We start from the raw sequence: 23,494 nt of genomic DNA, 5'->3' as shown, positions 1-23,494 counted from the left end.
CTCTATCCCCTCTCTTTCCTGTGAAAATGTAATGCTTCATTCTTTAAAAGTTCTTCATACGTTCCGCTTTCTATCATTTCCCCTTTATTTAAAATAAGAATATGATCCATCTGTTTCATCCAGTGAAGACGATGTGTTGCAAGAAATACTAATTTACCTTCAAACAGACGTAACATCGATTGCTTTATTTCAAATTCAGTTTCAATATCAAGATGTGCTGTGGGTTCGTCTAATAAAATAATTGGCTTTTTACTTAAAAGTGCGCGCGCCATTGCGACACGTTGTTCTTGTCCGCCACTAAGCATACGTCCACCTTCTCCAATTCTTTCGTACATCCCATTTGGAAGTGATGTAACGAGTGAACGAAGGCCAACTTCATTAATAACTCTTTCCACTTCTTCATCGGTTGTATTTGTTTCATAGAAACAAATATTATCTTTTAATGAAAGCGGGAAAATGTAAGGTTGCTGCGGAATATAAGCAATATTCTTTTGCCATTCTTCACGAGTAGACCCGTCAATTTCCACACCATTTACGATCAGCTTTCCACCCGAAGGAGTTAAAAACCCTGCTAATACGTCAATTAACGTCGATTTCCCTGCCCCACTTTCACCAATTACACCTATAGCACCGGCACCTTTCCAAGTAAAATCAATTCCCTCTAATATAGCTTTTTCCGATTCATCATTCTTTACTTTTACATCTTGTAATTTCAAGTTACTAGAGGAATTCCATATTAGGTCTACATTAGATTCTTTCTTTCCTATTTCTTTTTGTTGCTGTAAAATCTCTTCTATTTGCTCCATTGCAAGTTGTCCATCTAACGTAGCATGATAATTTGCTCCAACTTGTTTAATCGGCAAGAAATATTCCGGAGCTAAAATTAAAATCGTAAGGGCTGGCAATAGTACAATTGTCCCATCTATTAAACGTATCCCTAATCCGACCGCCACAAATGCAATTGATAAACTCGTAAAGAAATCTAATGCAAAAGAAGAAAGAAAAGCAACTCGCAAAGTACGCATCGTTGCTTTTCTATATCTTTTACTTACTTTTTCAATCTTTCCTTCGTGCTGTTTACTTTTACCTAAATACTTTAAGGTTTCTAATCCTTTTAACGTATCTACAAAATGATTAGAAAGAACACGATATGTTTCATATTGGCTATCCGCCATTTTCTGCGCTGCTAATCCTAATAGGATCATAAAAATAATTACGATAGGAATCGTTACAACTAAAATGATTCCAGACTCAATATCTAGCGTAAAAACGTATAGTACAATTAACCCCGGTACGATACTACTTCTAATCATTTTAGGAATTGTTAATTCAATATATGTTTTAAATTTCTCAATACCTTCTATCGATAAGGTAACCAAATGACCCGTTCCAGCAGTTTGAACATACCGTGGACCTAATGTAAAATACGCCTCTATTAATTGTTTTCTCAGTAGCGATCCTGTTTTTTCAGCGAAACGTTCCACTAATATTTGCGATATTCTAACTAGCATGTGACGTACTGCAAACATGATTCCAAAATAAACAGTTTCATTTAACACAGATTGCACTGTTTCTCCTTGAAATAAAAACGTAATAGCCCGCGCTAAAAACACTGTTTGCGCAATAATACTTATAGCTTCTAAAATGCTAATGATTGTTAACACTACATATAAAACTCGGCTACCAGGATACGATGGAAGTCCTCTTTTTCTTTTCATTAGTACTCCAAATCTTTATCTGACTTAACAGGTTGTCTAAACACATAGAAACTCCATATTTGACTTCCCAAAACAAATGGCAATATAGCAATTGAAAAATACGTCATCAGTTTTAGTGCATAATCTCCCGATGCTGCATTATAAATTGTTAAATCGTATATTGACCCTAACGAGCTAATTAAGACACGTGGGAACATGCCGGCAAACACACTCGCACTTAGTAAAATGATTGTTAAACTCGTCATAACGAAAGCCCAACCATCTCTTCTTCTTTTATTTAATAATGTTGACGCACATAATGCTACAAAAGCTCCGATCGGAACCATAATCCACTCTGTACCATGACCAGTGAATATATCTGTTTTCCATAACCCTACACCGGCAAAAATAAGAAGTGCTATAATTGCAAGCGGTGCAATTTTCAACGCAGCAATACGCGCACGTTCTCTTAACTTACCAGTTGTACGTATAGTAAGGAATTGCAATCCGTGAACAATACATAACAGAAGGAACATAACTCCTCCAAGTAATGCAAATGGATGAAGTAATTGTAAGAATCCACCTACAGCATTTTTCGTCTCATCAATTGGAATACCTACCATAAAGTTAGCAATGGCAACTCCCCAAAGGATTGGTGGTAGTAAACTTCCTAAAAACATACCCCAATCCCAAAAACCTTTCCATTTATGATTGTCTATTTTCGCACGGAATTTAAAGGAAACACCTCTTATAATTAAAGCAAGAAGCATAAACACAAAAGGAATGTAAAACCCACTAAATAAAGTTGCATACCAGTGCGGGAATGCCGCGAACATAGCACCACCAGCACAAACAAGCCATACTTCATTTGCGTGCCAAAATGGACCGATTGTATTTAAATATATTCTTTTCTCTAAATCGTTTTCCCCTAAAAACCTTGAAACTATACCTACACCAAAATCGAAACCTTCAAGTACAAAGAATCCGACGAATAAAACCGCAATAATAATAAACCACAACTCATTAAGAGATAACATACTCATCCTCCTTATCAAATGGATCATGGCTTTGAGAATCCTGTTTCGCTTTCTTATTCTCATGTCCTTTAATGATACGAACGAATAAGTAAACTGTAATTCCACCTATAATTAAATATAGTGATGTGAACGAAACTAAAGAGAATAATACTTCTCCGAACGTAACATTTGGAGACACAGCATCTTCCGTTTTCATAACACCGAAAACTACCCAAGGCTGACGTCCCATTTCAGTCATAATCCATCCTACTGTATTACCGATAAACGGTAGTGAAATTGCATACACCATTAATTTTAAATACCAAGTTTTTTCAGCTAATCGATCTTTTCTTGATAAGAACCATCCGTACGCTCCTAGAAGAAGCATAAATGTTCCACTCATTACCATCGCTCTAAAACTCCAGAACATAGTGTGTACTGGTGGAATATAATCTCCAGGCCCATATTTTTCTTCATATTGCTTTTGAATTTGATTCATCCCTTCTACTTGCCCGCTAAATTTATCATATGATAATAGACTTAGCATATAAGGGATTTGAATTTCAAACGAATTTTCTTGCTTCTCTGCATCAATTTTCGCAAATACTGTAAATGGCGCTGGATCCTCACTCGTATTCCATAACGCTTCAGCTGCTGCCATTTTCATTGGGTGTGTCTTAATTAATTGTTGTGCTTGCGCATGACCGAAGAATAATACTAGCGCAGTTGTAAGTGTTCCAACAATGATAGAAATGCGGAACGATTTTTTAAACACTTCAGTTTCTTGTGATTTAGTTATTTTCCATGCACTCACACCTGCAATAAAGAATGCACCAGTTGCAATTGCCGCTGTAATTGTATGCGGGAATTGTACCCATAATTGTGGGTTTTGAATAATTGCTAAGAAATCATTCATTTGTGCACGTCCATCTGCTGCCATTTCATATCCTACTGGCGATTGCATAAATGCACTTGCAGTTAAAATCCAAAATGCAGATAACATTGTTCCAATTGAAAGGAGCCAAATACATAAAAGGTGAATTCGCTTCGGTAATTTATCCTCACCGAATACCCATAAACCTAAGAATGTAGACTCAATGAAAAATGCTAATAAACCTTCAATCGCTAGTGATGGACCAAACACATCACCTACAAAACGTGAATAGGTTGACCAGTTCATACCAAACTGGAATTCTTGTAAAATACCAGTTACTACACCTACCGCAAAGTTAACAAGGAATATTTGCGTCCAAAACTTTGTCATCTTTTTATAAATTTCTTGTCCCTTTACCACATACAAGGTTTGCATTAACGCAATGATAAAAGCTAAACCAATAGACAGCGGAACAAAAAAGTAATGGAAAATCGTTGTTGATGCGAATTGTATTCGTGCCAATTCGAGCGTTTCCATACTACAATCACTTCCTTCATAATTTTTTATATCGTAATTTCGATTGAATTGTATTAATAAAACAACTCAAATCTTAGAAATATAGAAAGATAAATTTGTTTATGTACTTTTAGAAAATATAAATTTTCAGTTTTTAAGATAATTACAAAAGAACTTTTTCATAAAATTTACCTTTTCACTATTTCAGTAGTGTTTTATCCGTTAATCGAATTGTATAATATTCCTGCATAGTAAATTCAGCGGATTTTTGACGTATTATTGACATCATTTTGTCTGAAATATGTCTTTTGGAATTTTTTTGAATTAGTTTTTTTTCATAAATAAAATGTACTTTTTTAATATAAGACTTACTTTTATATCAATAAAATAATCATTTTTCTCTTCATACGCTTGACTTTCCTCCAAAAAAATGTCCTATGAATCAATTAGAAAATCAACTGTTTTTTTGTCAAGAGAAAAATGCATTCCCAAAATTCAAACATGAAATAATGTTATTCAAAAATAGAAAACACCTCCCTTTTTCTAGACTAAAAATTCATTTTTTTGTCATTTTTCCAAACTGAATTAATACATAAAAAAAACGAGAATCAGTTAGACTCTCGGTTTTTTTAAAATTATTTTGCTGTATGCTTTCTAATAGCCGGTAAAATTTCAGTAGCAATTAATTCAATGTTTTTCTCAATTTTATCAAATGGTACACCACCAAAATCAATTTGTGCCATAAAGCGTTGTTGCCCAAACAATTCATATTGATAAAGCATTTTTTCAATAATTTGTTGCGGGCTACCAACCATTAACGCGTCACGGTAATCTATTGCATTTGTAAATTGTTCTTTCGGATACCCACCACCGCGTAGCGTAAGCATACCAGCATTAATGTGAGGGTAGTATTCACTAAGTGCATCTTGGGAATTTTTCGCTGTATAAAATAAACTCGTTGTTGCAACGGGTAAACTTGCTGGATTGAATCCACTTTGCTCAGCCGCCTCACGGTAAGCATCTACTGATCCTTTAAAGTTAATAGCTGGACCACCTAGTGTCGTTATCATCATTGGTACACCTGCACGTCCTGCTTTAATCGCACTAGCTGGCGGGCCACCTACTGCACGCCAAATTGGTAAGTTATTATTTTTAGCTCTTGGAATAACCGCTGCATGCGCAAGCGGTGCTCTGAACTGCCCATTCCATGTTACATGGTCCTCTTTATTAATTTTTAATAAAAGATCCATCTTCTCTTCAAATAACTCTTCATAATCATTCACGTCATAACCAAGTAAGCTATATCCCCCAATACGCGATCCACGGCCAGCCACAATTTCTGCACGTCCACTAGAAATCAAATCAAGTGTAGCAAAGTCCTCGTATACTCGTACCGGATCAGATGTACTTATTATCGATGCTGAACTTGCAATTTTTATATTTTTTGTAGCTTGTGCAATAGCTCCTAAAATCACTGTATGAGCTTGCGTTGTAAAGTGCGTTTGATGACTTTCACCGACAGCAAATACATCAAGTCCCGCTTCATCCGCTAACTTTGCTGTTTCAATTAATTCATGAATTCTTTGTTCAGCACTAATTTTCTCTCCGTTATGTGGATTTAAAACATGATCCCCAATTGAATATAATCCAAATTCCATTCCTTTACTTGTATCCATACGGTATTTTTCCATCATTACTCTCCCCTTTAATGAAGTGGTATTAGTTTCTCTTCTAAAAACGTCGGTAATTCAAATGTATCTCTCTATTACTTACAACATCACTTGATTAGTTAATTGATTTCGTAAAAAAAAATTACTCTTGTGGTAATTCTTTTTTTTCGCTATGCTTATGAACTTTCGTCATTAGTTCGTATAATATTTTCTGCTCTTCTTCATTTAATACATCATCAAAAAACGAAGATTGAAATGCAAGTTGCTCTGGCAATGCTTTCTCTAAAGCTACTTCCCCTTGCTCTGTCAGACTAATTGTTTTCGTTTTCCAATCTTGTTTTCGTACAATATATCCTTCTTTTTCAAGACGAGTTAACATTCGAGAAATACCGCCTTGTGTAACAGTTACCTTTTCAGCTAACTCCATTTGTGTTAGCGGCTGATACGTACGTATTTGCAAAAGCACATCAAATTGAGCCGTTGTTAAATCAAAACGTTTTAAAAACTCATTTGACATCTGATTACTTTGATTCGTAAATCGTATTAAACGTAACCATATTAATGATCCAATCGTATTATCACGCATGTTTGATCACTTCCTATCGTGAATCTTACTATCACTTTACTACGCAAGTGATAAAAAAGCAAGAGAAAAAGTGAAAAATATCTCATTAGAGTATTGCATAAATAACGATAAGAAAGAATTCATGTTTAAATGAATTCTTTCTTATCGTTATTCTTAACTTTCCATTTCATTCATTGCTATATGTAAAGCTGCCACCGCTTTTGGCCAGCCAACATAAAAAGCCATATGTGTTATTAATGCAATCATTTCATTTTCCATAATTCCATTTTGCTTTGCCAGCCGCAAATGAAATGGTAATTGTTCTGTCTGATTAAGACTAATTAGTGCCGCCACTGTACATAAACTTCTTTCTCTTAATGTTAAAGTGGCATCCCGCCACACTTCCTCGAACAATATCTCTTCACTATAATGAGCAAATGCAGGTGCCATTTCTCTCATTTTCTCTTGAATACAATATTCAATGGATTCATTCATCATTTCACTCTCCTTTCATTTTACTAATTGCGCCAATCCTTTACCAAACGACCAATTTTCAGCAGCTGTCTCATTTAGTGTAATAAAAATGTCTGCACTTTTTATACTAGAACATTCAGAAACCTTTAAGGATATGGACTGATAAAGATCCCTTTTCTGTTTTATCGTTCTTCCCGGTCCACATGTAATAGCAACATAAATCATATTCTCTGTTCTCTTTTCTCCTCTTTCTAATAAATAATATGGATTATATAAAAAGTGATTTTGTTGATAAGGTAAAAACATTTGAAAAAAATCATTTTCAGAGATATTAAAATGTTCAATTAATGAAAGATGAATACATTCACCTATCTTTTTCAACTCTTCTTCATTTAATATATTTTCATGATAATAAACGTTCACAAAAGGCATACATTTTCATTCCTTTTTCTTAATTTAACTTCAACAAATTTTCAAAGTGAAATGTGTAAAACCTCATATATTGTAATATCCACCATCTCTTCAATTTCAGGCTTTACTTCATAAAATTCAAACTGACTATATCCCCACTTATCTGGGTTATACACTATTACATTCCCTTTACATTTTTCTGTATTTTGAATATTCCGTTTTATAGCATTAAATTGAGTCCCAATCAATGAATTCTTTTGAGGGATACTCCCCGTATATTCAACAACATATCTACATTTTTTAAAATCATCCTTTACATTAACAACTAATGGAACACCTATATTTATTTGTTGCCACCCAAACGATTTTAAAATATTATCGTAATACCCTTCAAAAATAAATTTATTCATCCCTTCATGACCACTCCAAATATATAAAGGTGCATAACAATTATAGAAATTTCCGTCCTTATCTGCCTCAGTAATTAAATACGCTTTAAAATTTAGGTCTTGAAAACCATCCGTTTTATACCCATTATCCTCTACCCTTTTTCTAATAATCTCCATGTCATAATCCTTTGGCAAAATGACCTTATATTGCATTCCAATCATGTTTATCACTCACTTTCCATCTTATATACACAATGATAAACCGATGACTGGCCAGCGTAAAATAGGTATAAATTATGTTTGGTATCATTTATAATGATATCGTATAAGGGGCTGTGATAAATGGAAATAAATGATCTTATTATATTCAAAACTGTAGCTAGCGAAGGTTCTATTAGTAAAGCTGCGAAAGAGTTAGGGTATGTTCAACCGAACGTAACTGAGCGAATCAAAAAATTAGAACAAGAGTTAGAAACACCTTTACTACATAGAGATAACAAAGGCGTTTCCTTATTACCTTCTGGTGACATTTTATTAGACTACACGAATCAAATATTAACTCTAGTAGAAGAAGCGAAAGATAAAATTAAAATGAGTGGTTCTTCTTATATAATTGCGACGTCACAATCTATTTTGACTAATTATGTAAGTAAGCGCATTAAAGAAAATTTCAGGAATTATCAAATATATGTAGAAAATAGTAGTCATTTGCAAAAATTACTGCAGCAACAAAACGTTGATATGGTCATTACTTATGAGGATTATCCGGACACAGCGTTTAAAAAAGTATTTTCCACTTCAATTTCTATAGGCTTATTAAAAGCGAAAGAAAAGTGTAACATTGACTTTTCAAAGGAACTCTTCTTCGTTAGCAATGACAAAAAGTGCCCTTTTAGAAATAAGACGATACAATTTCTAAAAGAAAATAATCTATCTCAGCATCAACTTCAGCAATTAGATTCTTATTCACTCATTGAAGATTTTATAAACGATGGCAACGGAATAGCCTTTTTACCGATTAGAAATGATAAATTGGAACCAATTGAAGATATTCCAGTTGAGAAATTAGCTGTTCATTTTTTTACAAATCAAAACTCTTTAAAACAAATCCCTGATGAACTATTTGATTAATAGAAGAGCTATTAAACTAACTAATTACATACGCCAATAAAAATCCCTCCTTTACGAATCTAAAAGAGGGATTTTCATATTCTATACAATTGATTTTTCACATATTTTGCTCCACTTCTGCACTGTTCTCCTTCTTACTCCGTTTCATATTCTTCAATCTCTTAACCGTGCCAACTAATCCTTTCGGAAAAGCTAGTAATACGATAATGTACAATAAACCAAGAATAATCGTCCATCGTTCAAAGATCGGATACTCTGTAGCTAGTTCTGATAAATAATATTTCAGTGATTCAATAATTCCGGATCCAGCAATTGCTCCAATTAACGTTCCAACGCCTCCAATCATTGTCATCAATAATGCATTTAATGTCATTTCAATTGAAAATACAGTTGTATTAACAAAGCGCAGTGTAATAACAAATAAACCACCGCTAATCGCAGCTACTACTCCTGCAACAATGCTAGCAATAATTTTATAATGAAGAACTTTATATCCTAATGCTTCAACTCGTTGCTCATTTTGTGAAATTGCCTTTAATACTTTTCCAATAGAAGATTTTGTGAAGAGACGTAACAGAACAAAAATGACAATTAAACATATAAGTGTTACATAATAAAACGTAAAACGGTCACGGAATAAATCTGGTACACCAAATGTAAAACCATCCCCTCCGTGAGTGAGCCCACGCCATTTTTCAGCAAGTACGAAAAACAACTGTGAAATAGCAAGTGTTAGCATCGCATAAAAATGACTTTTCAGCCGTAAAGAAAGTAGACCGATTATATAACTAACGATTGCTGAAACGATAATTGCAGCTACTATCCCTATTAAAAAGTTCGTTATGGATACTCCTTGTCGATCAAATAAAAGCGCTACGCCATATGCTCCTATTCCAAAGAACATACAGTGGCCGAATGATACAATTCCTGTATATCCAAGTAATACATCAAAACTCATTGCAAAAATAGCAAAGATGAAGATTTGAGTGAACAAAATTAACAAACTCCGTGAATCATTTACGAATGGAAATACACTTAAACAAATGAGCATACATACTCCGAAGTATACTTTAATTCGATTTGATGTGTTGTTCACCATTTCACCCCTTTTCACTAACAAGTCCATTTGGCTTCACTATTAAGAAAAATAGTAACATTAACATATTGATTGCAAGTGATAAATCCGGTATAAAATACGCTGTAAAAGCACCAGCTAATCCGACAATTAAAGAAGCGATTGCTGAACCTTGTACGCTCCCTAATCCTCCAATAATTACTACTATGAAAGCTAAGATTGCATACTGCATGCCCATCTCGGCGAAAATAACACCGGAATACGGTGCTAATAAGAATCCTCCCAATGCTGCCATCCCTGCCCCTAATAAAAAGACGAAAGAAAATATCGCTTTTACATTAATACCAAGTGCTTGAACCATTTCTTTATCCATTACTCCTGCGCGTATCATAAGACCTATCTTTGTTTTTTTGAGCAATACTAGTAAGGCAATGTAAATGATAATCCCAATTAAAATAACGAATAGACGATATTTAATTAATATAACGCCTTCGAATGTAAAACTTCCTTGTAGCCATAACGGTAACTTTGCTCCAATTGGATTTGGTCCCCAAAATACTTTAATACATTCACTAAGTACAAGCATTCCTCCAAGCGTAACAAGAAGCTGGCGAACGTGGTTTCCATATACCGGTCTAATAAGGAATCTTTCTAAAATGAACCCAAGGAACATTCCCATAGCTATTGCTCCAATTAACGCTAATACGTAATTACCTGTCAGATTAAATAGCCAAACACCTGTAAACGCTCCCCACGCAAATAAACCACCATGCGCGAAGTTTAGAACGCTCATTAAACCGAAAATAAGTGAAAGACCTGATGCTAATAAAAAAATGAGCATCCCTGTTGAAATCCCATTTACAAATAAATTGATTAACACATCCATCCTTCTCACCCCGGATTCATGTTAAGAGATTCCTAAATATTTGTGACACATTTCCTTATCCTCTTTTAATTCATGCATAAAACCGTTATGAACAATTTTTCCGTTATCCATAATATAAAAATAATCACCAATTTGACTAGCCATCATAAAATTTTGTTCAACGAGTAAAACTGTTGTTTTCTCCTTCATTTTCAAAATAGCTATCATTAATTTTTCTATCATAATGGGGGACAAGCCTTTACTTGGCTCATCAATAAGTAGTAACCCATCACTATTAATAAATGCTCTTGAAATTGCTAACATTTGCTTTTGTCCTCCGCTTAAAAGTCCACTTTTTTTGTACCAAAACTGCTTTAAATCTGGAAATAGTTCAAGCATCCACTCAATTTTTTCTTCCGCTTCTTCTCCCTTTCCCCTAGCAAGAGCGAATGTTTCTTCTACTGTCAGATCGTGAAAAATACCTTGATTTTCTGGTACATACCCTATTCCTTTCCTTGAAATTAAATGTGTAGATAATCCATTTACTTGTGTACTATCATAATAAATTTCACCCTGTGCGATAGGATGAAATCCCATAACCGAACGTAATGTCGTAGTCTTCCCTGCCCCATTTCTTCCAAACAGTACAGTAATCGTTCCTTTTTCAACAGCAAGAGATACCCCTTGTAAAATATGAAACTGATCTAAATACGTCTCTATATTATTCACTTGTAATAGTGCCACTATATAATCCCCCTAAATAAGCACTTTGTACACGCTCATCTTTCATCATTTCTTCGGGCAAACCTTCAGCCAATAACTCTCCATGGAATAAAACGATAAGATGGTCTGACAAACCTAGTACCATATCCATTTTGTGTTCAATAAGTACAATTGTACTCTCTGGATGTTTCTTAATGTTTTCAATCACTTGTAAAATAGCCGGTACCTCTTCAACTGATATACCTGCCGTCGGCTCATCAAGTAGTAACACATCCGTTTTTAAAGCTAATAACATCGCAAGCTCTAGCTTTCGTTTTTCTCCATGCGCTAAATCTTTCGCTAATACATGTTCTTTCTCCTGAAGTAATACTGTTTTTAAGAAACGTCTCGCCTCTCCAACTTGTTGCTTAAATTTTGCCGGACTTGGAAAAAAACTATAGTAATCTTGCACGAACGATTGAACACTTAAACGCACATTTTCAAGTACCGTTAACTCTGGGAATATATTTGTAAGTTGAAAAGAACGACCAATTCCTAATCGAGTTCGATCTGAAATTGATAAATTTGTAATCTCTTGTCCTTTAAAATATACTTCACCCTTCGTTGGTGAAATTTGTCCACTTAGTAAATTAAATAATGTTGTCTTTCCTGCACCATTCGGTCCAATAATGGAAATGAGCTTTCCTTTTTGTACTGTTACATTCACATCTTTAATAACATGATGCTCGCCAAAAGATACGCTAAGATTTTTCGTTTCTAGCAAATGTGTCACAAAATCCCTCCCTTTAAAGCTTTAAGTATGAAAGAAATACGTATAAAGAGAGTGTGCCCCTCTTTATACAAAAACAACAGAAAATTCAGTCTATTTATTTTGAACTGGTGGTTCTGTCTCTTTCATCGTTAATTCTCGCTCTAATACTGGCACTGGATAATCAACACCATCCTGCTTTTTCAATGTTATAGAATACAGTGTCTGCATCGCTTGGTGATCCTTTTCTCTAAACTTCATCTTTCCTTTCGGTGTATCAAATTCCATTCCTTCCATTTTCTTAATTAATGTATCTACATCTGTATCACCTTTTGTTTTCTTTAAAGCTTCTACAATTGAAATTGCCGCTGACATTCCTCCTGCTGTAAATAAATCTGGCACCGCACCATTAAATCGTTTTTTATGTTCTTCCACTAACCAATCATTCACTTTATTTTTCGGGAGTGTATGATAATAAACAGAAAAACCTTGCATTCCTACTAACGCATCCATCGTTTTTAATGCCGGTATATCTGGTGCACCTGTAGAAATTTTAATACCTTGCGCTTCCACATTCATATCTTTTAACTGTTTCCAAGGTGAGTTTGCCCCTGCCCAAACGATAAATAAATAATCTGGTTTTGAGCTAATGATATTTTGAATATTTGCAGTGAAGTCAGTCGAATTTGTATCAGCATATTGCTCGTTTACAATATTCGCACCTAATTTCTTCGCTCCAGCTTTAAATGCTGCAATTCCTTCACGGCCAAATGCATTATCTGGGGCAAACGTCGCAATCTTTACATCTTTTTTGGCGATTGCGGCCGCTCCTGCAATCGCATCTTGCGAAGAACTTCTTCCTGTTCTAAAAACATACTTATTCCAATTCTTTCCGGTAATACTATCAGCAACTGCCGGTTCTACAACCATTATTTTTTCATATTCTTCAGCTAGTGGTAAAACTGCTAATGTATCACTTGAACTAGAAGATCCGACTAAAAAATCGACTTTCTCTTCTTCTAATAATTTCGTAGCTTTTTTAACCGCTACCTCTGCTTTCGTTTCCGTATCTTCTACAACAAACTTAATCTTCTTCCCTTCCACTTTCCCAGTTCCACCCGTTGCATAGTCTAACCCTAATTCAAATCCGTTCACCGTTTGTTTTCCATACGATTCTAATGGACCTGTTAATGAAGCAAGAACCCCTACCTTAATCGTCTTTTCATCCTCTGTACTTGTTTTCTTTCCTGAACAAGCTGCCGTTATTAATAACGAACTTAAAACACAACCAGTAGCCATCATTCTTAGCCATTTACGTTTTTTCATCGACATTGTGATCCTCCCCATACTTTACTTTCTGATAGAATCAAACACGCCAAAGTTACCCCACCGTAATTATGACTTTTCCTCTGGATCATACAAACAAATCTGTTAAAAAAATTTAATGAAGTACCATTACATTCGCCGCCCCTTTCCAAATACCTCCATTTCTCCATATGTTCAACTAGGATTTTTTACCACCTAATTACAGTAGCTGCCCACGTATACCCAGTCCCTGCACTAACTACTACTGCAATATCTCCGGCCTGTAATTTTCCCTGTTCATTTGCAAAGTGAAGACCAATGCAAGGATCAAGCGCTGACATATGTCCATAATGATCTAAATATACAACTTGTTCTTCTGCTAGCCCTAGCCCCTGTATCAATTCTATTAACATAGAACGTTTTGTATGCAGTGGTAACAATACTTTAATATCTTTAGGAGTAAATCCACTTTTTCTTAACGCCTCCCGAATAACCTTGTCAAAATTAGGAGTTGAAACCCTGTCTAGACGTTCTTTCATACTAATAGGTTCTATTACATCAATATAATGCTGTCGATTCTCAACTGTATCGTAGCTCGCAACCTGCTTCGATCCACCTGCTGGAATACGAACATCTTCATGAAATGAACCATCTGTTATAATCGCACTTCCTAATATTTCACCGCTTCTAGCGTCTTTTTTCACTAAAGCTGCACTTCCGCCATCAGCGAAATTAAACATAAAACGCGAGCGTGGATTATCATAATCTACAATTTGAGATTCTTTACATCCGCCTACTAATAATATATTTTCAATTGAGTTATCGGAGTAGAGCATATCTTTTGCGACTTTGAGGGCAATAGGAAAACAAGAACTAACATTCATAATTTCAAAAGCATAAGCATTTTTTAATCCAAGTTCATGCTGAATTTTTGGGGCACTAGACCATACGTGGTAATCTTTATGTGGACTGCCAAAATAAATGACTACATCAATAGATTGAGGATCTACTTGTGATAATATTGGCTTTGCAGCAGCAATAGCTAAATCTGATGCATGCATCGTTTCATCTGCGACATGTTTTTCATATAATCCAAACTTTTCTATAATAATGTGCTCAGGAATACCTGTTTTTTTAGATAGGTCTGCAGCCGTCTCTACGTCTTTTGGGAAGAAAACACCAGTCGCTTCAATCCCAATATTCATTAGACTACTCCTCCTTCTTTTGGCACCATCATTGTAGCTACACCTGTTAATACTAAATCTCCTTTTTGGTTATGACACTCCGTTAACAATTTCAAAACTCTCTTTTCTATCATAAATTCTTGTACTGTAGCCGTTGCTGTAATTGTATCTCCTATAAAAACTGGTGCTGTAAATTTAATAGTTTGCTCCATATAAATGGATCCTTTTCCAGGTAAATGAATACCAAGCAATTGCGATAATAGACTAGAAGTTAGTAAACCATGTGCTATTCTTTGATTAAATCTAGTTTTTTTCGCATACTCATGATCAATATGGATTGGATTAAAATCCCCACTTAAACCTGCAAATAATACAAAATCCGTTTCTGTTATTGTTTTACTACATGACGCCTTTTGACCCGTGCTGTACATCGTCATCTCTTCACCTACTTTTCAATTGATTTGCTAACTGTGTTTTTTGAATTTTACCAGTTGCATTTTTAGGCAATTCTTTTAGAAAAACAATCTCTTTCGGTATTTTATATTTTGCTAGAAATAAACGACAATGTTCAATGACTTCCTTTTCAGTTAATACACTGCTACTCTTTTTCACAATAAAGGCGATTGGAGTCTCTCCCCACTTTACATGTTGCCTACCAACGACCGCTACCTCATATACGTCCGAAAGCTTATTAATGACTTGCTCTACTTCAAGTGGATAAATATTTTCACCACCGGAAATTATCATTTCTTTTTTTCTACCGACAATGTATACAAAACCATCTTCATCAACTCTAGCTAAATCTCCCGTATATAACCAACCATCTTGAATCGTTTCTTTTGTTGCATCTGGCCGATTCCAATACTCTTTCATTACATTTGGCCCTCTTATAAGTAACTCTCCAACTTCACCAATCTCAACTTTATTTTTATTTTCATCAATAAGTACATAATCACAAAACAAAACTGGTTTTCCAATTGAGCCTACTTTACGTCTTGCATCTTCTTCTGAAAGCATAAATACGGTTGGTGATGTTTCAGTCATACCAAAGCCTTGACCAAATAAAAATCCTCTATCTATAAATTCTCTCATCAACTCTTCTGGACACGGAGCACCACCGTTATAAAACCAGCGAACTGATTGCAAATTTACAGTTTCAAAATTCTCACAATTCATTAATGCTTGATGAATTGTAGGTACTCCCATCACTACAGTCACTTTATGTTTTTCTATCATGGAAAGAGCTGTAGTTGGCTCAAATTTTCTCGGAACAATGATTACACCACCTGCAAATAAAGTTGGAAATGCGAATAAGCCAATCCCACCAATGTGAAATAAAGGCAGTAATACAATGGAGCGATCGTGAATAGTTAGATCAATCGCAAATGTATTATTTAGCGCATTCCAAAACATATTGTCTTGTGTAAGTACAGCTCCTTTCGGTTTTCCAGTTGTCCCTGAGGTATAACATATAATAAAGGATGCGCTTTCATTTATCTCTTCAAAGTTATCAATTTTTCTATCTTCTATTTCTTTTAAACTTTTAATCAAAATAACTCTTTGAACATACGATACCTTCTGCATTGACAGTGCCATATTTTGAAATGTTTCCTCTACAAATAACAATGTAGTTCCACTATCTTTTAACTGAAATATAAGTTCATTTTCTGTTAACCGTATATTCAGTGGCACAGCAATACATTCTACTTTTGCTATAGCAAATAAAAGCACAATATATTCCAAGCTATTTTGCGATAAAATAGCTATCCTTTCCCCTTTTTGCACATGTAAATCGTAAATTAAATAGGCGGCTACTTTATTTACATACTCATGTAACTGTTTATATGTCATTTCTTCCTCTTCTGTAATAATGGCAATGCGATCTGGATGTAAATAGGCCCGTTTTTCAATCCAATAAGCAATGCCTTGCATATGTTCCCCACTCCCTTATCTCTTTCTCAATCCTTCAAATATTAATGACATCGCTGCTTCAAATACATCTTCTGGAACATCTTTCTCTTCCCAATAACCCCATCGCATACCTAGAAATTGCCCAATTGACATAAGACAATACGCAATTGTTTCTGTATCAAGTTGCTTAAACTCTCCCGCTTCCATACCAGCTGATAAACTTTTTAAAAATCCATTTGCGAGCTTTGCATAGTACCATCTATATAAATTATCATCAACAACTACCGCCTGTTGTACAATGTTATATAGATTAGGACGATCTTTCACCCACCGAAAAAATGCCTGAAAACCTCTTCTTTGTGCCTCTTCATAACTTGATATCCCCTTCATTTCTTCTTTAATAATTAAGCGTAACTCACGGTTCAATCTGCGAATCAATTCATCAAATATATCTTTTTTAGATGGAAAGTAATTATAGAAAGTTCCATGCGCCACCTTTGCTTCTTGTGTAATATTCACGATAGAAGCCTCGTAATATCCTTTACTACCAAATACCTCTTCTGCAGCACACAATAATTTCTCTCTCGTTTCTAATCCTTTTGTTGTTAGATTTTTCACATCCATTATTATCTTTTCTGACACCTGAATCACCTCTTATATTTGATTATAAATATACTTCTGAATTTTACAATTATTATTGTTAGACAAAATCTGCAAGCATTTTTTTATACCCCAACAAAGGTTGTCTTCTTTTGACCAGCTATTAATTAGTAAGAATTTTATAACACATCCCTAATCAGGATGAATCAACGCCCCGTCAGTTAACTTTTTATACTTCCCTCCCTCTTATAACACCAAATATATTTAAGCAATATTCGGAAAGTAAATCCATATTTTACAAAAACTAAATATACTAATATAATAGATAAGTGATTATCACTTAAAAGTAACGGATATGAGTGAGAAAATATTGTTTTATATACTTAGGAGGAATCATAATGAATTTTAAACATGTACTTGCAACAGGCTTAATTACCGCCACATTATTTGGTGCAACGAATGCTCATGCACAAACTGAACATTTCATTGATGTACCAACGAATCACTGGTCTAAAGATTCGATTGACCATTTAACTGAGCAAAAGATTATTAGTGGTTATGGTAACGGAAAATTTGGATTTGGGGACAATGTAACTCGTGGGCAAGTAGCTGCGATTATTTCAAGATACTTAAAACTAGAAAATACCATATCTACAAATAAACATTTCTCTGATATTCATGGGCATATGTTTGAAAACAATATTAAAGCAGTTGCTCAAAAAGGACTTATGACAGGGGACAATAGCACTGACAAGTTTAGACCTGATGATACATTAACTCGATATGAAATGGCTGTTATTTTACAAAAAGCTTTTCATTTACCTGTAAAAACAAATGACCTTTTCTATGATGTTCCAAATAATTTTTGGGCAACAGACTCTGTTCGTTCATTGTATAGTAATGGCATTACAAAAGGAATTGGAAACTATCAATATGGCGGAGAAATGAATGTAACAAGAGAACAATTTGCAACGTTTATGTATAAAGCAATTAATGTCAGCCCTTATTTTGTTCCTGATTCTATTCCTGCAAAGGATGAGGATAAGTATAAAGAAATTGAGAATATACTGATTGATGCTGGATTTTTCAAACGCTCTTCGGAATATATATATAATAAAAATGGTAAAGACGGATATGATAACATGATGTATTTTTATTTTTCTTCCTCAGATGATAGCGCATATAGAATGTATATTACAAGTGATGATCCGGTATTAAACGAGCCTGTAAAAAAAATCCTAAACACACTACTACCAACTAAAGCAGATTATCTGTACAGTCTAATTAAAAATCCTACTGCAAGCTCTCGAACAATAGAATTAGATGGTCGCAAAGTTGAAATTAGTAGAGGCTCTAATATAAGTGTTTCTCTTGGAAAACGAAAATACTAAAAGAGTGACTATTTAAAATGAATACAAGTATCTATATGCTTATTCACCAAAAATAAAAAGCTGCCACATAAGTCATTTTCATCAACTTATGTGGCAGCTCCCTTTAATCTTAATTAGAATTAAGTTCCACTTTCTCTAACCCTTCAGCCAATTGTTTCTTATCTAGCCCTTCCCCTATTACTACCAAGTTCGTTGGGAAACCGAAGTCTTGTTCCAGTAAAGTCGGTACCCCGAACGAGTATTGGAATAAGTGAGGATATTTGTCCCCATGAAATTTCACAAAACCTTTCACACGATAAATACTATCTGGTAAATTCGAAAGCCATTCGTATAATTTATCTTGATCAATTGATTTCGTAAATTGATACGTCATCGTTTGTATATGTAAATGCTGTTTTACATGTAGTGTCTCATGTTCCCCATCATTCGTAAATTCAGCTTCTTCTATGTCTTCTAAAGATATATTACAATATTTTGTTTCAAACAATTTCGCATGATTATTTATTGCTTTCACTTCTTCAATTACTTTGTTCTTATCCGCATCTGTTAGTAAATCTAATTTATTAATTAAAATATGGCTACCAAACTTCAGTTGCTCATGCAATAATTGCTGAACGTTTGCACTTAATACTCTTCGATTTAACCACCTTACTGCATCTAAAACGACGACAATTGATTTCACTTCTAGGAAAGGTGCTAAAATTGGTGATACACACGCATCTAACACTTCAATTGGATGTGCAACACCTGTCGTTTCTATATAAATGACATCTGGTCTTTCTTGCTGATATAACGAATGCAACTGTATTTCAAGCTCTTCTTTTAGCGTACAGCAAATACATCCTTTCAGAAGTTCTCTTAAAACATTCTCTTTTCCAATAATATCTGTATCTACTGAGTACTCACCAATCTCATTCATCAACACTGCAACTTTTCTATTCTTCTTTTTCTCCGCTAACAATAAATTTTGTAATAATGTTGATTTCCCACTACCTAAAAAGCCACCTAATATATGAATTTCTACTTTATTCATTTAATCGACCATCCATTTCTTTACTTCAAACGTATTCAAAGCGTAATAATTACGATTTATATTTATCATTTTATTAAAAGAATGACCATTTGTAAACATAACAGATTCACTGTCCATTTACTTCATGCGCAACCCTAACTCCAGACTCTATTGCTCCTTGCATCCATCCATGTGTTAATGTCGTATGCTCTCCTGCAAAGTGTACTTTTCCAGATGGTGGTGTAATATACGGAAATAACTCAAGCTCTTGGCCCGGTTCGAACGCTGTAAATGCGCCGCAAGAATACGGATTTTGACTCCAGCTAAAAGATGCCCCTGTAACAAACTCACTATAAACGATGTCACCGTATATTTCCGCTAAATTTTTTAATGCGTACCGAATGCGTTCACTATTCGGTAAACTATCCCATGTTAAAGCTTCATCTGCCCACGTATAACTCGCTAAAATTACAGATGGACCTGGCGTATGAAGCCCATAACTTGGATAGTATGTAAATCGAATCGGCAAATCTGTAATAGATTTCCCACCAAACTGTCCCATTCTCTCCCAAAATCTACTTTTAAATTCTATCGCAATTTTAGTCGAAGCTATATAGTTTAATTCACGAATTGCTCTTCTTTTATAATAGGAGAATAAATGGTAAGGCTGGATTTCAACAAAACGCAATGCTGAAAATGGGATAGTAACAATTGCGATATCACCTGTGACCGTATATTTTTCTAACGTTTGTTCATGTTTTACTTGTATCGTCACATTGTTATCATCTTGTATAATTTTTTCAACCTTATACTGCATAAATATATTTTCATTTAACTGCGGTAAAAAGGCTTTTGGTAATGCATCCATTCCACCCGTTATCTCATAATATTTTGTCGTGGAAGTAAAAAAGATCATTTCACGTAATACTTCAATTAAAGACATTCCCATATATGCTTCCATATCTAGAAGTACCCCAATCATATCTATTGCACCGTCTGAATAATACTCGCTTAAAAATGATCCGAGCGAATATGTTTTATACTTTTTTTCAACGATAATCCAGTTTTTATTGGGATCTTTTTTTATAAAATTAAGTATAGGTTCTAATACTACTAACATTAACTCTTCTGCAGTTTTTCCTTTTTCATTCTCTAAAATTGGATATCCAAGTATACTTGGATTTTTTTCAAATATGCTCAATCTCGTTTTAATATGATTCGTATAAATAATATCTAAAGTGGTTTTATTTATAAATAGATTTAGCGGTAATTTAAATTTACGAATGTAAGCTAAAGTTAATTCATGTGTTTCAGGAATCCGCATTGGTCCTGCATTAAAGTATAAATCTCTGCTAAATGGTTCACGAATCGTATATATTCTTCCGCCTATTCGGTTATTCGCTTCTAAAATTGTTATGTTATGTCCTGCTTCTTTCAATAACGATGCTGCAACTAATCCTGAAATCCCTGCACCAGCAATAATAATCTGCTTTGGATTCTTTGTTTTAACGAGCCCCACATTAATAATATGAAGCATTCTTTCCATCGTTAATGGCTGCATCATGCCCTTTTCCCCTTCGATAAAGGATTTTATTGCATTATATTCCGTCAACTTACTTCCTATGTTCCATGCAAGAAATTGCACGGATACATTTTCAAATACTTGAATATCTTTTATAAAATGTAATAAACTAGATATGACTCTATAGAAGTAAGACGTATTATCTTACATAATAAAATCAATGAAATTGCGAGGAATTTTGAAATGAAAAAAGGTATTAACCGTGTTGTATTAGTAGGAACAGGAGCAGTTGGATGTAGTTATGCTTACTGCATGATTAACCAAGCTGTAGCTGAAGAATTTGTTTTAGTTGATGTAAACGAGGCAAAAGCTGAAGGAGAAGCAATGGATTTAAGTCATGCTGTTCCATTTGCTCCAGCTCCAACTAGAGTATGGAAAGGCAGCTACGAAGATTGTAAAGATGCTGATCTTGTAGTCATTACGGCTGGATTACCACAAAAACCAGGCGAAACACGTTTAGATTTAGTTGAGAAAAACGCGAAAATCTTCAAACAAATCGTTCGTAGCATTATGGATAGCGGATTTGATGGTATTTTCTTAATCGCAACTAACCCTGTCGATATTTTAACTTACGTAACTTGGAAAGAATCTGGTTTACCAAAAGAACGCGTAATTGGTTCTGGTACAACACTTGATTCTGCTCGTTTCCGCTATATGTTAGGTGAGTACTTCAATATTGGTCCACACAACATTCATGCTTATATAATCGGTGAACATGGTGATACGGAACTTCCTGTTTGGAGTCACGTATCAGTTGGTATTCAAAAACTACAAACGCTTCTTGATAAAGACAACACATACACACAAGAAGATTTAGACAAAATCTTCATAAACGTTCGTGATGCAGCTTACCATATTATTGAGCGAAAAGGCGCAACTTACTATGGTATTGGTATGTCACTTCTACGTGTTACTAAGGCAATTTTAAACGACGAAAATAGTGTATTAACTGTTTCAGCATATTTAGAAGGTCAATACGGTCAAAAAGATGTGTATATCGGTGTACCTGCTGTATTAAATCGCAGCGGTGTTCGTGAAATTTTAGAAGTAGAATTAAGCGAAGAAGAAGAATTAAAATTCGATCACTCTGTTCAAGTGCTGAAAGAAACAATGGCTCCAGTTCTTTAATATGAATAATAAAAAGCAATCCAATTTATTTTGGATTGCTTTTTTGTTTATGTTCTATTTTTTAATCGATTCCTCATTATTTACATCAAGTACATCTAAGAAAAAGATGAAGATTGGTATCCCGATAATAAGCCCCCAGATTCCAAGGAAATGTTCTGAAAAGATGAGAATCATAAATGTATAAAAGATTGGTAAATTCGTTTTCGCAGACATAAACTTCGGGTTTAAAAAATAACTTTCAAGAGCATGAATTACTGTGATGAACACAAGTATGTATAAAACGTACATAACTCCGCCTACATTATATGCAATAATACTAAGTGGAAACAAGGAAATGATTACCCCGGCAACAGGAATTAATCCAAGTAAGAAAATCATGACAGCTAATACGAGAAGCTGCGGAAATCCTAAAACAATTAATGCAATGACAGTAAGAATACAATTTACAACTGCAATTAAAAACTGTGCTTCTATTACTTTACCGAATGATCTTGCAAACCTTTCGCCAAAATATGCAATCTCCTCATAAAAAATTTTCAACTTACTATCTTTAAATTTAGAGGTAAATGTAATAATACGCTCTTTTTCTAATAAGAAAAATAAGCTTAATATGAGAGACAATAATATTTGTAAACTTACCTTCCCTATATTTGCTATTGATTGATATATAACATCTACACCTTGTTCAATATATTTTGATACTTCCATTCCATTAATAGTCGAAAGTGCATATTTAATGATTTCATTATCAGGTGGGTTTTGAAAAAATAGCTTAAATTGATAAATCAATTGAGAAATTTGTATCGTTAGCACAGGTAAATATTTATATAATGTTGTGCCGATAAAAGTAACTAATATTATATACAAACATGCAATAACAATTTTCCGATTCACTTTCAATTTTTTTGATATAAAACGTTGAAAACGATCCATTAGAAATGTCAGTATAAACGTAATTAGTATTAAATTGATCATACTCTTTAATCCATATAATACAAGTCCCACTATTATTAAAACGAGAAACCGTTGGAACCCTCTACTTCGAAAAAAATTTTTCACTTCATTCATTAAGATTTAACCTCCCCCTTCAATGGATGGAAATTGAATATATTACATTTTATGAACTTCTATAGACAATCTTTCTTACTAATTGAGAAGAATCCTTTTTTTCTTTTTATATTGTTAGATTCTCTTTATATTAGCCCTCTAACTTATTTCATTTACCCT

23 protein-coding genes are annotated in these 23,494 nt (G+C 34.2%); 3 read left to right on the top strand and 20 right to left on the bottom strand.

Annotated elements, in window-relative coordinates:
* Positions 1–2 precede the first annotated feature (2 nt).
* The 8 genes from cydD to ATN06_RS09815 all read right to left on the bottom strand — a co-directional run bounded on the left by cydD (position 3) and on the right by ATN06_RS09815 (position 7,834).
* Entirely contained in the window at positions 3–1,718 is a 1,716-nt protein-coding gene (gene cydD / locus ATN06_RS09850; RefSeq protein WP_060630476.1) for a thiol reductant ABC exporter subunit CydD, read from the bottom strand.
* Entirely contained in the window at positions 1,718–2,734 is a 1,017-nt protein-coding gene (gene cydB / locus ATN06_RS09845; protein WP_016088315.1) for a cytochrome d ubiquinol oxidase subunit II, read from the bottom strand. The genes cydD and cydB overlap by 1 nt, the downstream gene beginning before the upstream one ends.
* On the bottom strand, positions 2,721–4,124 hold the full coding sequence (gene cydA / locus ATN06_RS09840) for a cytochrome ubiquinol oxidase subunit I (RefSeq protein ID WP_060630475.1): 1,404 nt from the start codon (positions 4,122–4,124) through the stop codon (positions 2,721–2,723). The genes cydB and cydA overlap by 14 nt, the downstream gene beginning before the upstream one ends.
* Before the next feature lie 614 nt (positions 4,125–4,738).
* Positions 4,739–5,794 carry an LLM class flavin-dependent oxidoreductase gene (locus ATN06_RS09835; protein WP_060630474.1) on the bottom strand — a complete coding sequence of 352 codons (1,056 nt, stop codon included), beginning with the start codon at positions 5,792–5,794 and terminating at the stop codon, positions 4,739–4,741.
* Positions 5,795–5,915: 121 nt separating this feature from the next.
* Positions 5,916–6,359: a MarR family winged helix-turn-helix transcriptional regulator gene (locus tag ATN06_RS09830; protein WP_060630473.1), complete on the bottom strand. Its 444-nt coding sequence runs from the start codon at positions 6,357–6,359 to the stop codon at positions 5,916–5,918.
* A gap of 153 nt (positions 6,360–6,512) precedes the next feature.
* Positions 6,513–6,836: a carboxymuconolactone decarboxylase family protein gene (locus ATN06_RS09825; protein WP_060630472.1), complete on the bottom strand. Its 324-nt coding sequence runs from the start codon at positions 6,834–6,836 to the stop codon at positions 6,513–6,515.
* 12 nt (positions 6,837–6,848) lie between these two features.
* Positions 6,849–7,244, bottom strand: a complete 396-nt coding sequence (locus ATN06_RS09820; RefSeq protein ID WP_060630471.1) for a tautomerase family protein — start codon at positions 7,242–7,244, stop codon at positions 6,849–6,851.
* A gap of 41 nt (positions 7,245–7,285) precedes the next feature.
* Positions 7,286–7,834: a DUF4865 family protein gene (locus tag ATN06_RS09815; RefSeq protein WP_060630470.1), complete on the bottom strand. Its 549-nt coding sequence runs from the start codon at positions 7,832–7,834 to the stop codon at positions 7,286–7,288.
* Between the two features lie 120 nt (positions 7,835–7,954).
* On the opposite strand from ATN06_RS09815, the gene ATN06_RS09810 reads away from it, so the two are divergent.
* Positions 7,955–8,743, top strand: a complete 789-nt coding sequence (locus tag ATN06_RS09810) for a LysR family transcriptional regulator (RefSeq protein WP_060630469.1) — start codon at positions 7,955–7,957, stop codon at positions 8,741–8,743.
* A 97-nt stretch (positions 8,744–8,840) separates the two neighbouring features.
* Here ATN06_RS09810 and ATN06_RS09805 read toward each other — a convergent pair whose 3' ends face one another.
* The 9 genes from ATN06_RS09805 to ATN06_RS09765 form a co-directional block, all read right to left on the bottom strand.
* Positions 8,841–9,794 carry a branched-chain amino acid ABC transporter permease gene (locus ATN06_RS09805; protein ID WP_060633116.1) on the bottom strand — a complete coding sequence of 318 codons (954 nt, stop codon included), beginning with the start codon at positions 9,792–9,794 and terminating at the stop codon, positions 8,841–8,843.
* A 49-nt stretch (positions 9,795–9,843) separates the two neighbouring features.
* Positions 9,844–10,704, bottom strand: coding sequence for a branched-chain amino acid ABC transporter permease (locus ATN06_RS09800; RefSeq protein WP_060630468.1), 861 nt, complete (start codon positions 10,702–10,704; stop codon positions 9,844–9,846).
* Positions 10,705–10,725: 21 nt separating this feature from the next.
* On the bottom strand, positions 10,726–11,427 hold the full coding sequence (locus ATN06_RS09795; protein ID WP_060630467.1) for a branched-chain amino acid ABC transporter ATP-binding protein: 702 nt from the start codon (positions 11,425–11,427) through the stop codon (positions 10,726–10,728).
* Entirely contained in the window at positions 11,405–12,178 is a 774-nt protein-coding gene (locus ATN06_RS09790; RefSeq protein WP_000149333.1) for an ABC transporter ATP-binding protein, read from the bottom strand. Before ATN06_RS09790 ends, ATN06_RS09795 begins: the two co-directional genes overlap by 23 nt.
* Positions 12,179–12,268: 90 nt before the next feature.
* Complete coding sequence (locus tag ATN06_RS09785; protein WP_060630466.1) at positions 12,269–13,486, bottom strand: substrate-binding domain-containing protein; 1,218 nt, start codon at positions 13,484–13,486, stop codon at positions 12,269–12,271.
* 182 nt (positions 13,487–13,668) lie between these two features.
* Positions 13,669–14,664: a 3-oxoacyl-ACP synthase gene (locus ATN06_RS09780; RefSeq protein ID WP_060630465.1), complete on the bottom strand. Its 996-nt coding sequence runs from the start codon at positions 14,662–14,664 to the stop codon at positions 13,669–13,671.
* Positions 14,664–15,080 carry a MaoC family dehydratase gene (locus ATN06_RS09775; protein WP_048566568.1) on the bottom strand — a complete coding sequence of 139 codons (417 nt, stop codon included), beginning with the start codon at positions 15,078–15,080 and terminating at the stop codon, positions 14,664–14,666. The genes ATN06_RS09780 and ATN06_RS09775 overlap by 1 nt, the downstream gene beginning before the upstream one ends.
* A gap of 4 nt (positions 15,081–15,084) precedes the next feature.
* Positions 15,085–16,575 (bottom strand): o-succinylbenzoate--CoA ligase, encoded by a 1,491-nt coding sequence (locus ATN06_RS09770; protein WP_060630464.1) that lies wholly within the window; start codon positions 16,573–16,575, stop codon positions 15,085–15,087.
* A 15-nt stretch (positions 16,576–16,590) separates the two neighbouring features.
* Positions 16,591–17,196: a TetR/AcrR family transcriptional regulator gene (locus ATN06_RS09765; RefSeq protein WP_001290800.1), complete on the bottom strand. Its 606-nt coding sequence runs from the start codon at positions 17,194–17,196 to the stop codon at positions 16,591–16,593.
* A gap of 356 nt (positions 17,197–17,552) precedes the next feature.
* Between ATN06_RS09765 and ATN06_RS09760 the strand changes: the two genes are divergently transcribed.
* Entirely contained in the window at positions 17,553–18,545 is a 993-nt protein-coding gene (locus ATN06_RS09760; protein ID WP_060630463.1) for an S-layer homology domain-containing protein, read from the top strand.
* A gap of 109 nt (positions 18,546–18,654) precedes the next feature.
* On the opposite strand, the gene ATN06_RS09755 is transcribed toward ATN06_RS09760, so the two are convergent.
* Both ATN06_RS09755 and ATN06_RS09750 read right to left on the bottom strand, forming a co-directional pair.
* On the bottom strand, positions 18,655–19,578 hold the full coding sequence (locus ATN06_RS09755) for a CobW family GTP-binding protein (RefSeq protein ID WP_060630462.1): 924 nt from the start codon (positions 19,576–19,578) through the stop codon (positions 18,655–18,657).
* 106 nt (positions 19,579–19,684) lie between these two features.
* On the bottom strand, positions 19,685–21,121 hold the full coding sequence (locus ATN06_RS09750) for a flavin monoamine oxidase family protein (protein ID WP_060630461.1): 1,437 nt from the start codon (positions 21,119–21,121) through the stop codon (positions 19,685–19,687).
* 201 nt (positions 21,122–21,322) lie between these two features.
* On the opposite strand from ATN06_RS09750, the gene ATN06_RS09745 reads away from it, so the two are divergent.
* Positions 21,323–22,267, top strand: coding sequence for an L-lactate dehydrogenase (locus tag ATN06_RS09745; RefSeq protein WP_060630460.1), 945 nt, complete (start codon positions 21,323–21,325; stop codon positions 22,265–22,267).
* A 54-nt stretch (positions 22,268–22,321) separates the two neighbouring features.
* Here the strand turns inward: ATN06_RS09745 and ATN06_RS09740 are convergent, their stop codons facing one another.
* On the bottom strand, positions 22,322–23,335 hold the full coding sequence (locus ATN06_RS09740) for an AI-2E family transporter (protein WP_060630459.1): 1,014 nt from the start codon (positions 23,333–23,335) through the stop codon (positions 22,322–22,324).
* Positions 23,336–23,494 lie beyond the last annotated feature (159 nt).

The organism is Bacillus thuringiensis (genome assembly GCF_001455345.1).
In the GTDB taxonomy this organism is placed as follows: domain Bacteria; phylum Bacillota; class Bacilli; order Bacillales; family Bacillaceae_G; genus Bacillus_A; species Bacillus_A thuringiensis_N.
This window is presented reverse-complemented; position numbering and strand designations above follow the sequence as displayed.

Bases quoted from the DNA above. Each gene is read 5' to 3' on its own strand.
- ATN06_RS09830 (WP_060630473.1), bottom strand. From the start codon at position 6,359: ATGCGTGATAATACGATTGGATCATTAATATGGTTACGTTTAATACGA.
- ATN06_RS09775 (WP_048566568.1), bottom strand. From the start codon at position 15,080: ATGACGATGTACAGCACGGGTCAAAAGGCGTCATGTAGTAAAACAATA.
- cydD (WP_060630476.1), bottom strand. From the start codon at position 1,718: ATGAAAAGAAAAAGAGGACTTCCATCGTATCCTGGTAGCCGAGTTTTA.
- ATN06_RS09825 (WP_060630472.1), bottom strand. From the start codon at position 6,836: ATGATGAATGAATCCATTGAATATTGTATTCAAGAGAAAATGAGAGAA.
- ATN06_RS09810 (WP_060630469.1), top strand. From the start codon at position 7,955: ATGGAAATAAATGATCTTATTATATTCAAAACTGTAGCTAGCGAAGGT.
- ATN06_RS09785 (WP_060630466.1), bottom strand. From the start codon at position 13,486: ATGTCGATGAAAAAACGTAAATGGCTAAGAATGATGGCTACTGGTTGT.
- ATN06_RS09835 (WP_060630474.1), bottom strand. From the start codon at position 5,794: ATGGAAAAATACCGTATGGATACAAGTAAAGGAATGGAATTTGGATTA.
- ATN06_RS09805 (WP_060633116.1), bottom strand. From the start codon at position 9,794: ATGCTCATTTGTTTAAGTGTATTTCCATTCGTAAATGATTCACGGAGT.
- ATN06_RS09745 (WP_060630460.1), top strand. From the start codon at position 21,323: ATGAAAAAAGGTATTAACCGTGTTGTATTAGTAGGAACAGGAGCAGTT.
- ATN06_RS09800 (WP_060630468.1), bottom strand. From the start codon at position 10,704: ATGGATGTGTTAATCAATTTATTTGTAAATGGGATTTCAACAGGGATG.
- ATN06_RS09740 (WP_060630459.1), bottom strand. From the start codon at position 23,335: ATGAATGAAGTGAAAAATTTTTTTCGAAGTAGAGGGTTCCAACGGTTT.
- ATN06_RS09755 (WP_060630462.1), bottom strand. From the start codon at position 19,578: ATGAATAAAGTAGAAATTCATATATTAGGTGGCTTTTTAGGTAGTGGG.
- cydA (WP_060630475.1), bottom strand. From the start codon at position 4,124: ATGGAAACGCTCGAATTGGCACGAATACAATTCGCATCAACAACGATT.
- ATN06_RS09770 (WP_060630464.1), bottom strand. From the start codon at position 16,575: ATGCAAGGCATTGCTTATTGGATTGAAAAACGGGCCTATTTACATCCA.
- ATN06_RS09760 (WP_060630463.1), top strand. From the start codon at position 17,553: ATGAATTTTAAACATGTACTTGCAACAGGCTTAATTACCGCCACATTA.
- ATN06_RS09820 (WP_060630471.1), bottom strand. From the start codon at position 7,244: ATGCCTTTTGTGAACGTTTATTATCATGAAAATATATTAAATGAAGAA.
- ATN06_RS09815 (WP_060630470.1), bottom strand. From the start codon at position 7,834: ATGATTGGAATGCAATATAAGGTCATTTTGCCAAAGGATTATGACATG.
- cydB (WP_016088315.1), bottom strand. From the start codon at position 2,734: ATGTTATCTCTTAATGAGTTGTGGTTTATTATTATTGCGGTTTTATTC.
- ATN06_RS09750 (WP_060630461.1), bottom strand. From the start codon at position 21,121: ATGATGCAGCCATTAACGATGGAAAGAATGCTTCATATTATTAATGTG.
- ATN06_RS09780 (WP_060630465.1), bottom strand. From the start codon at position 14,664: ATGAATATTGGGATTGAAGCGACTGGTGTTTTCTTCCCAAAAGACGTA.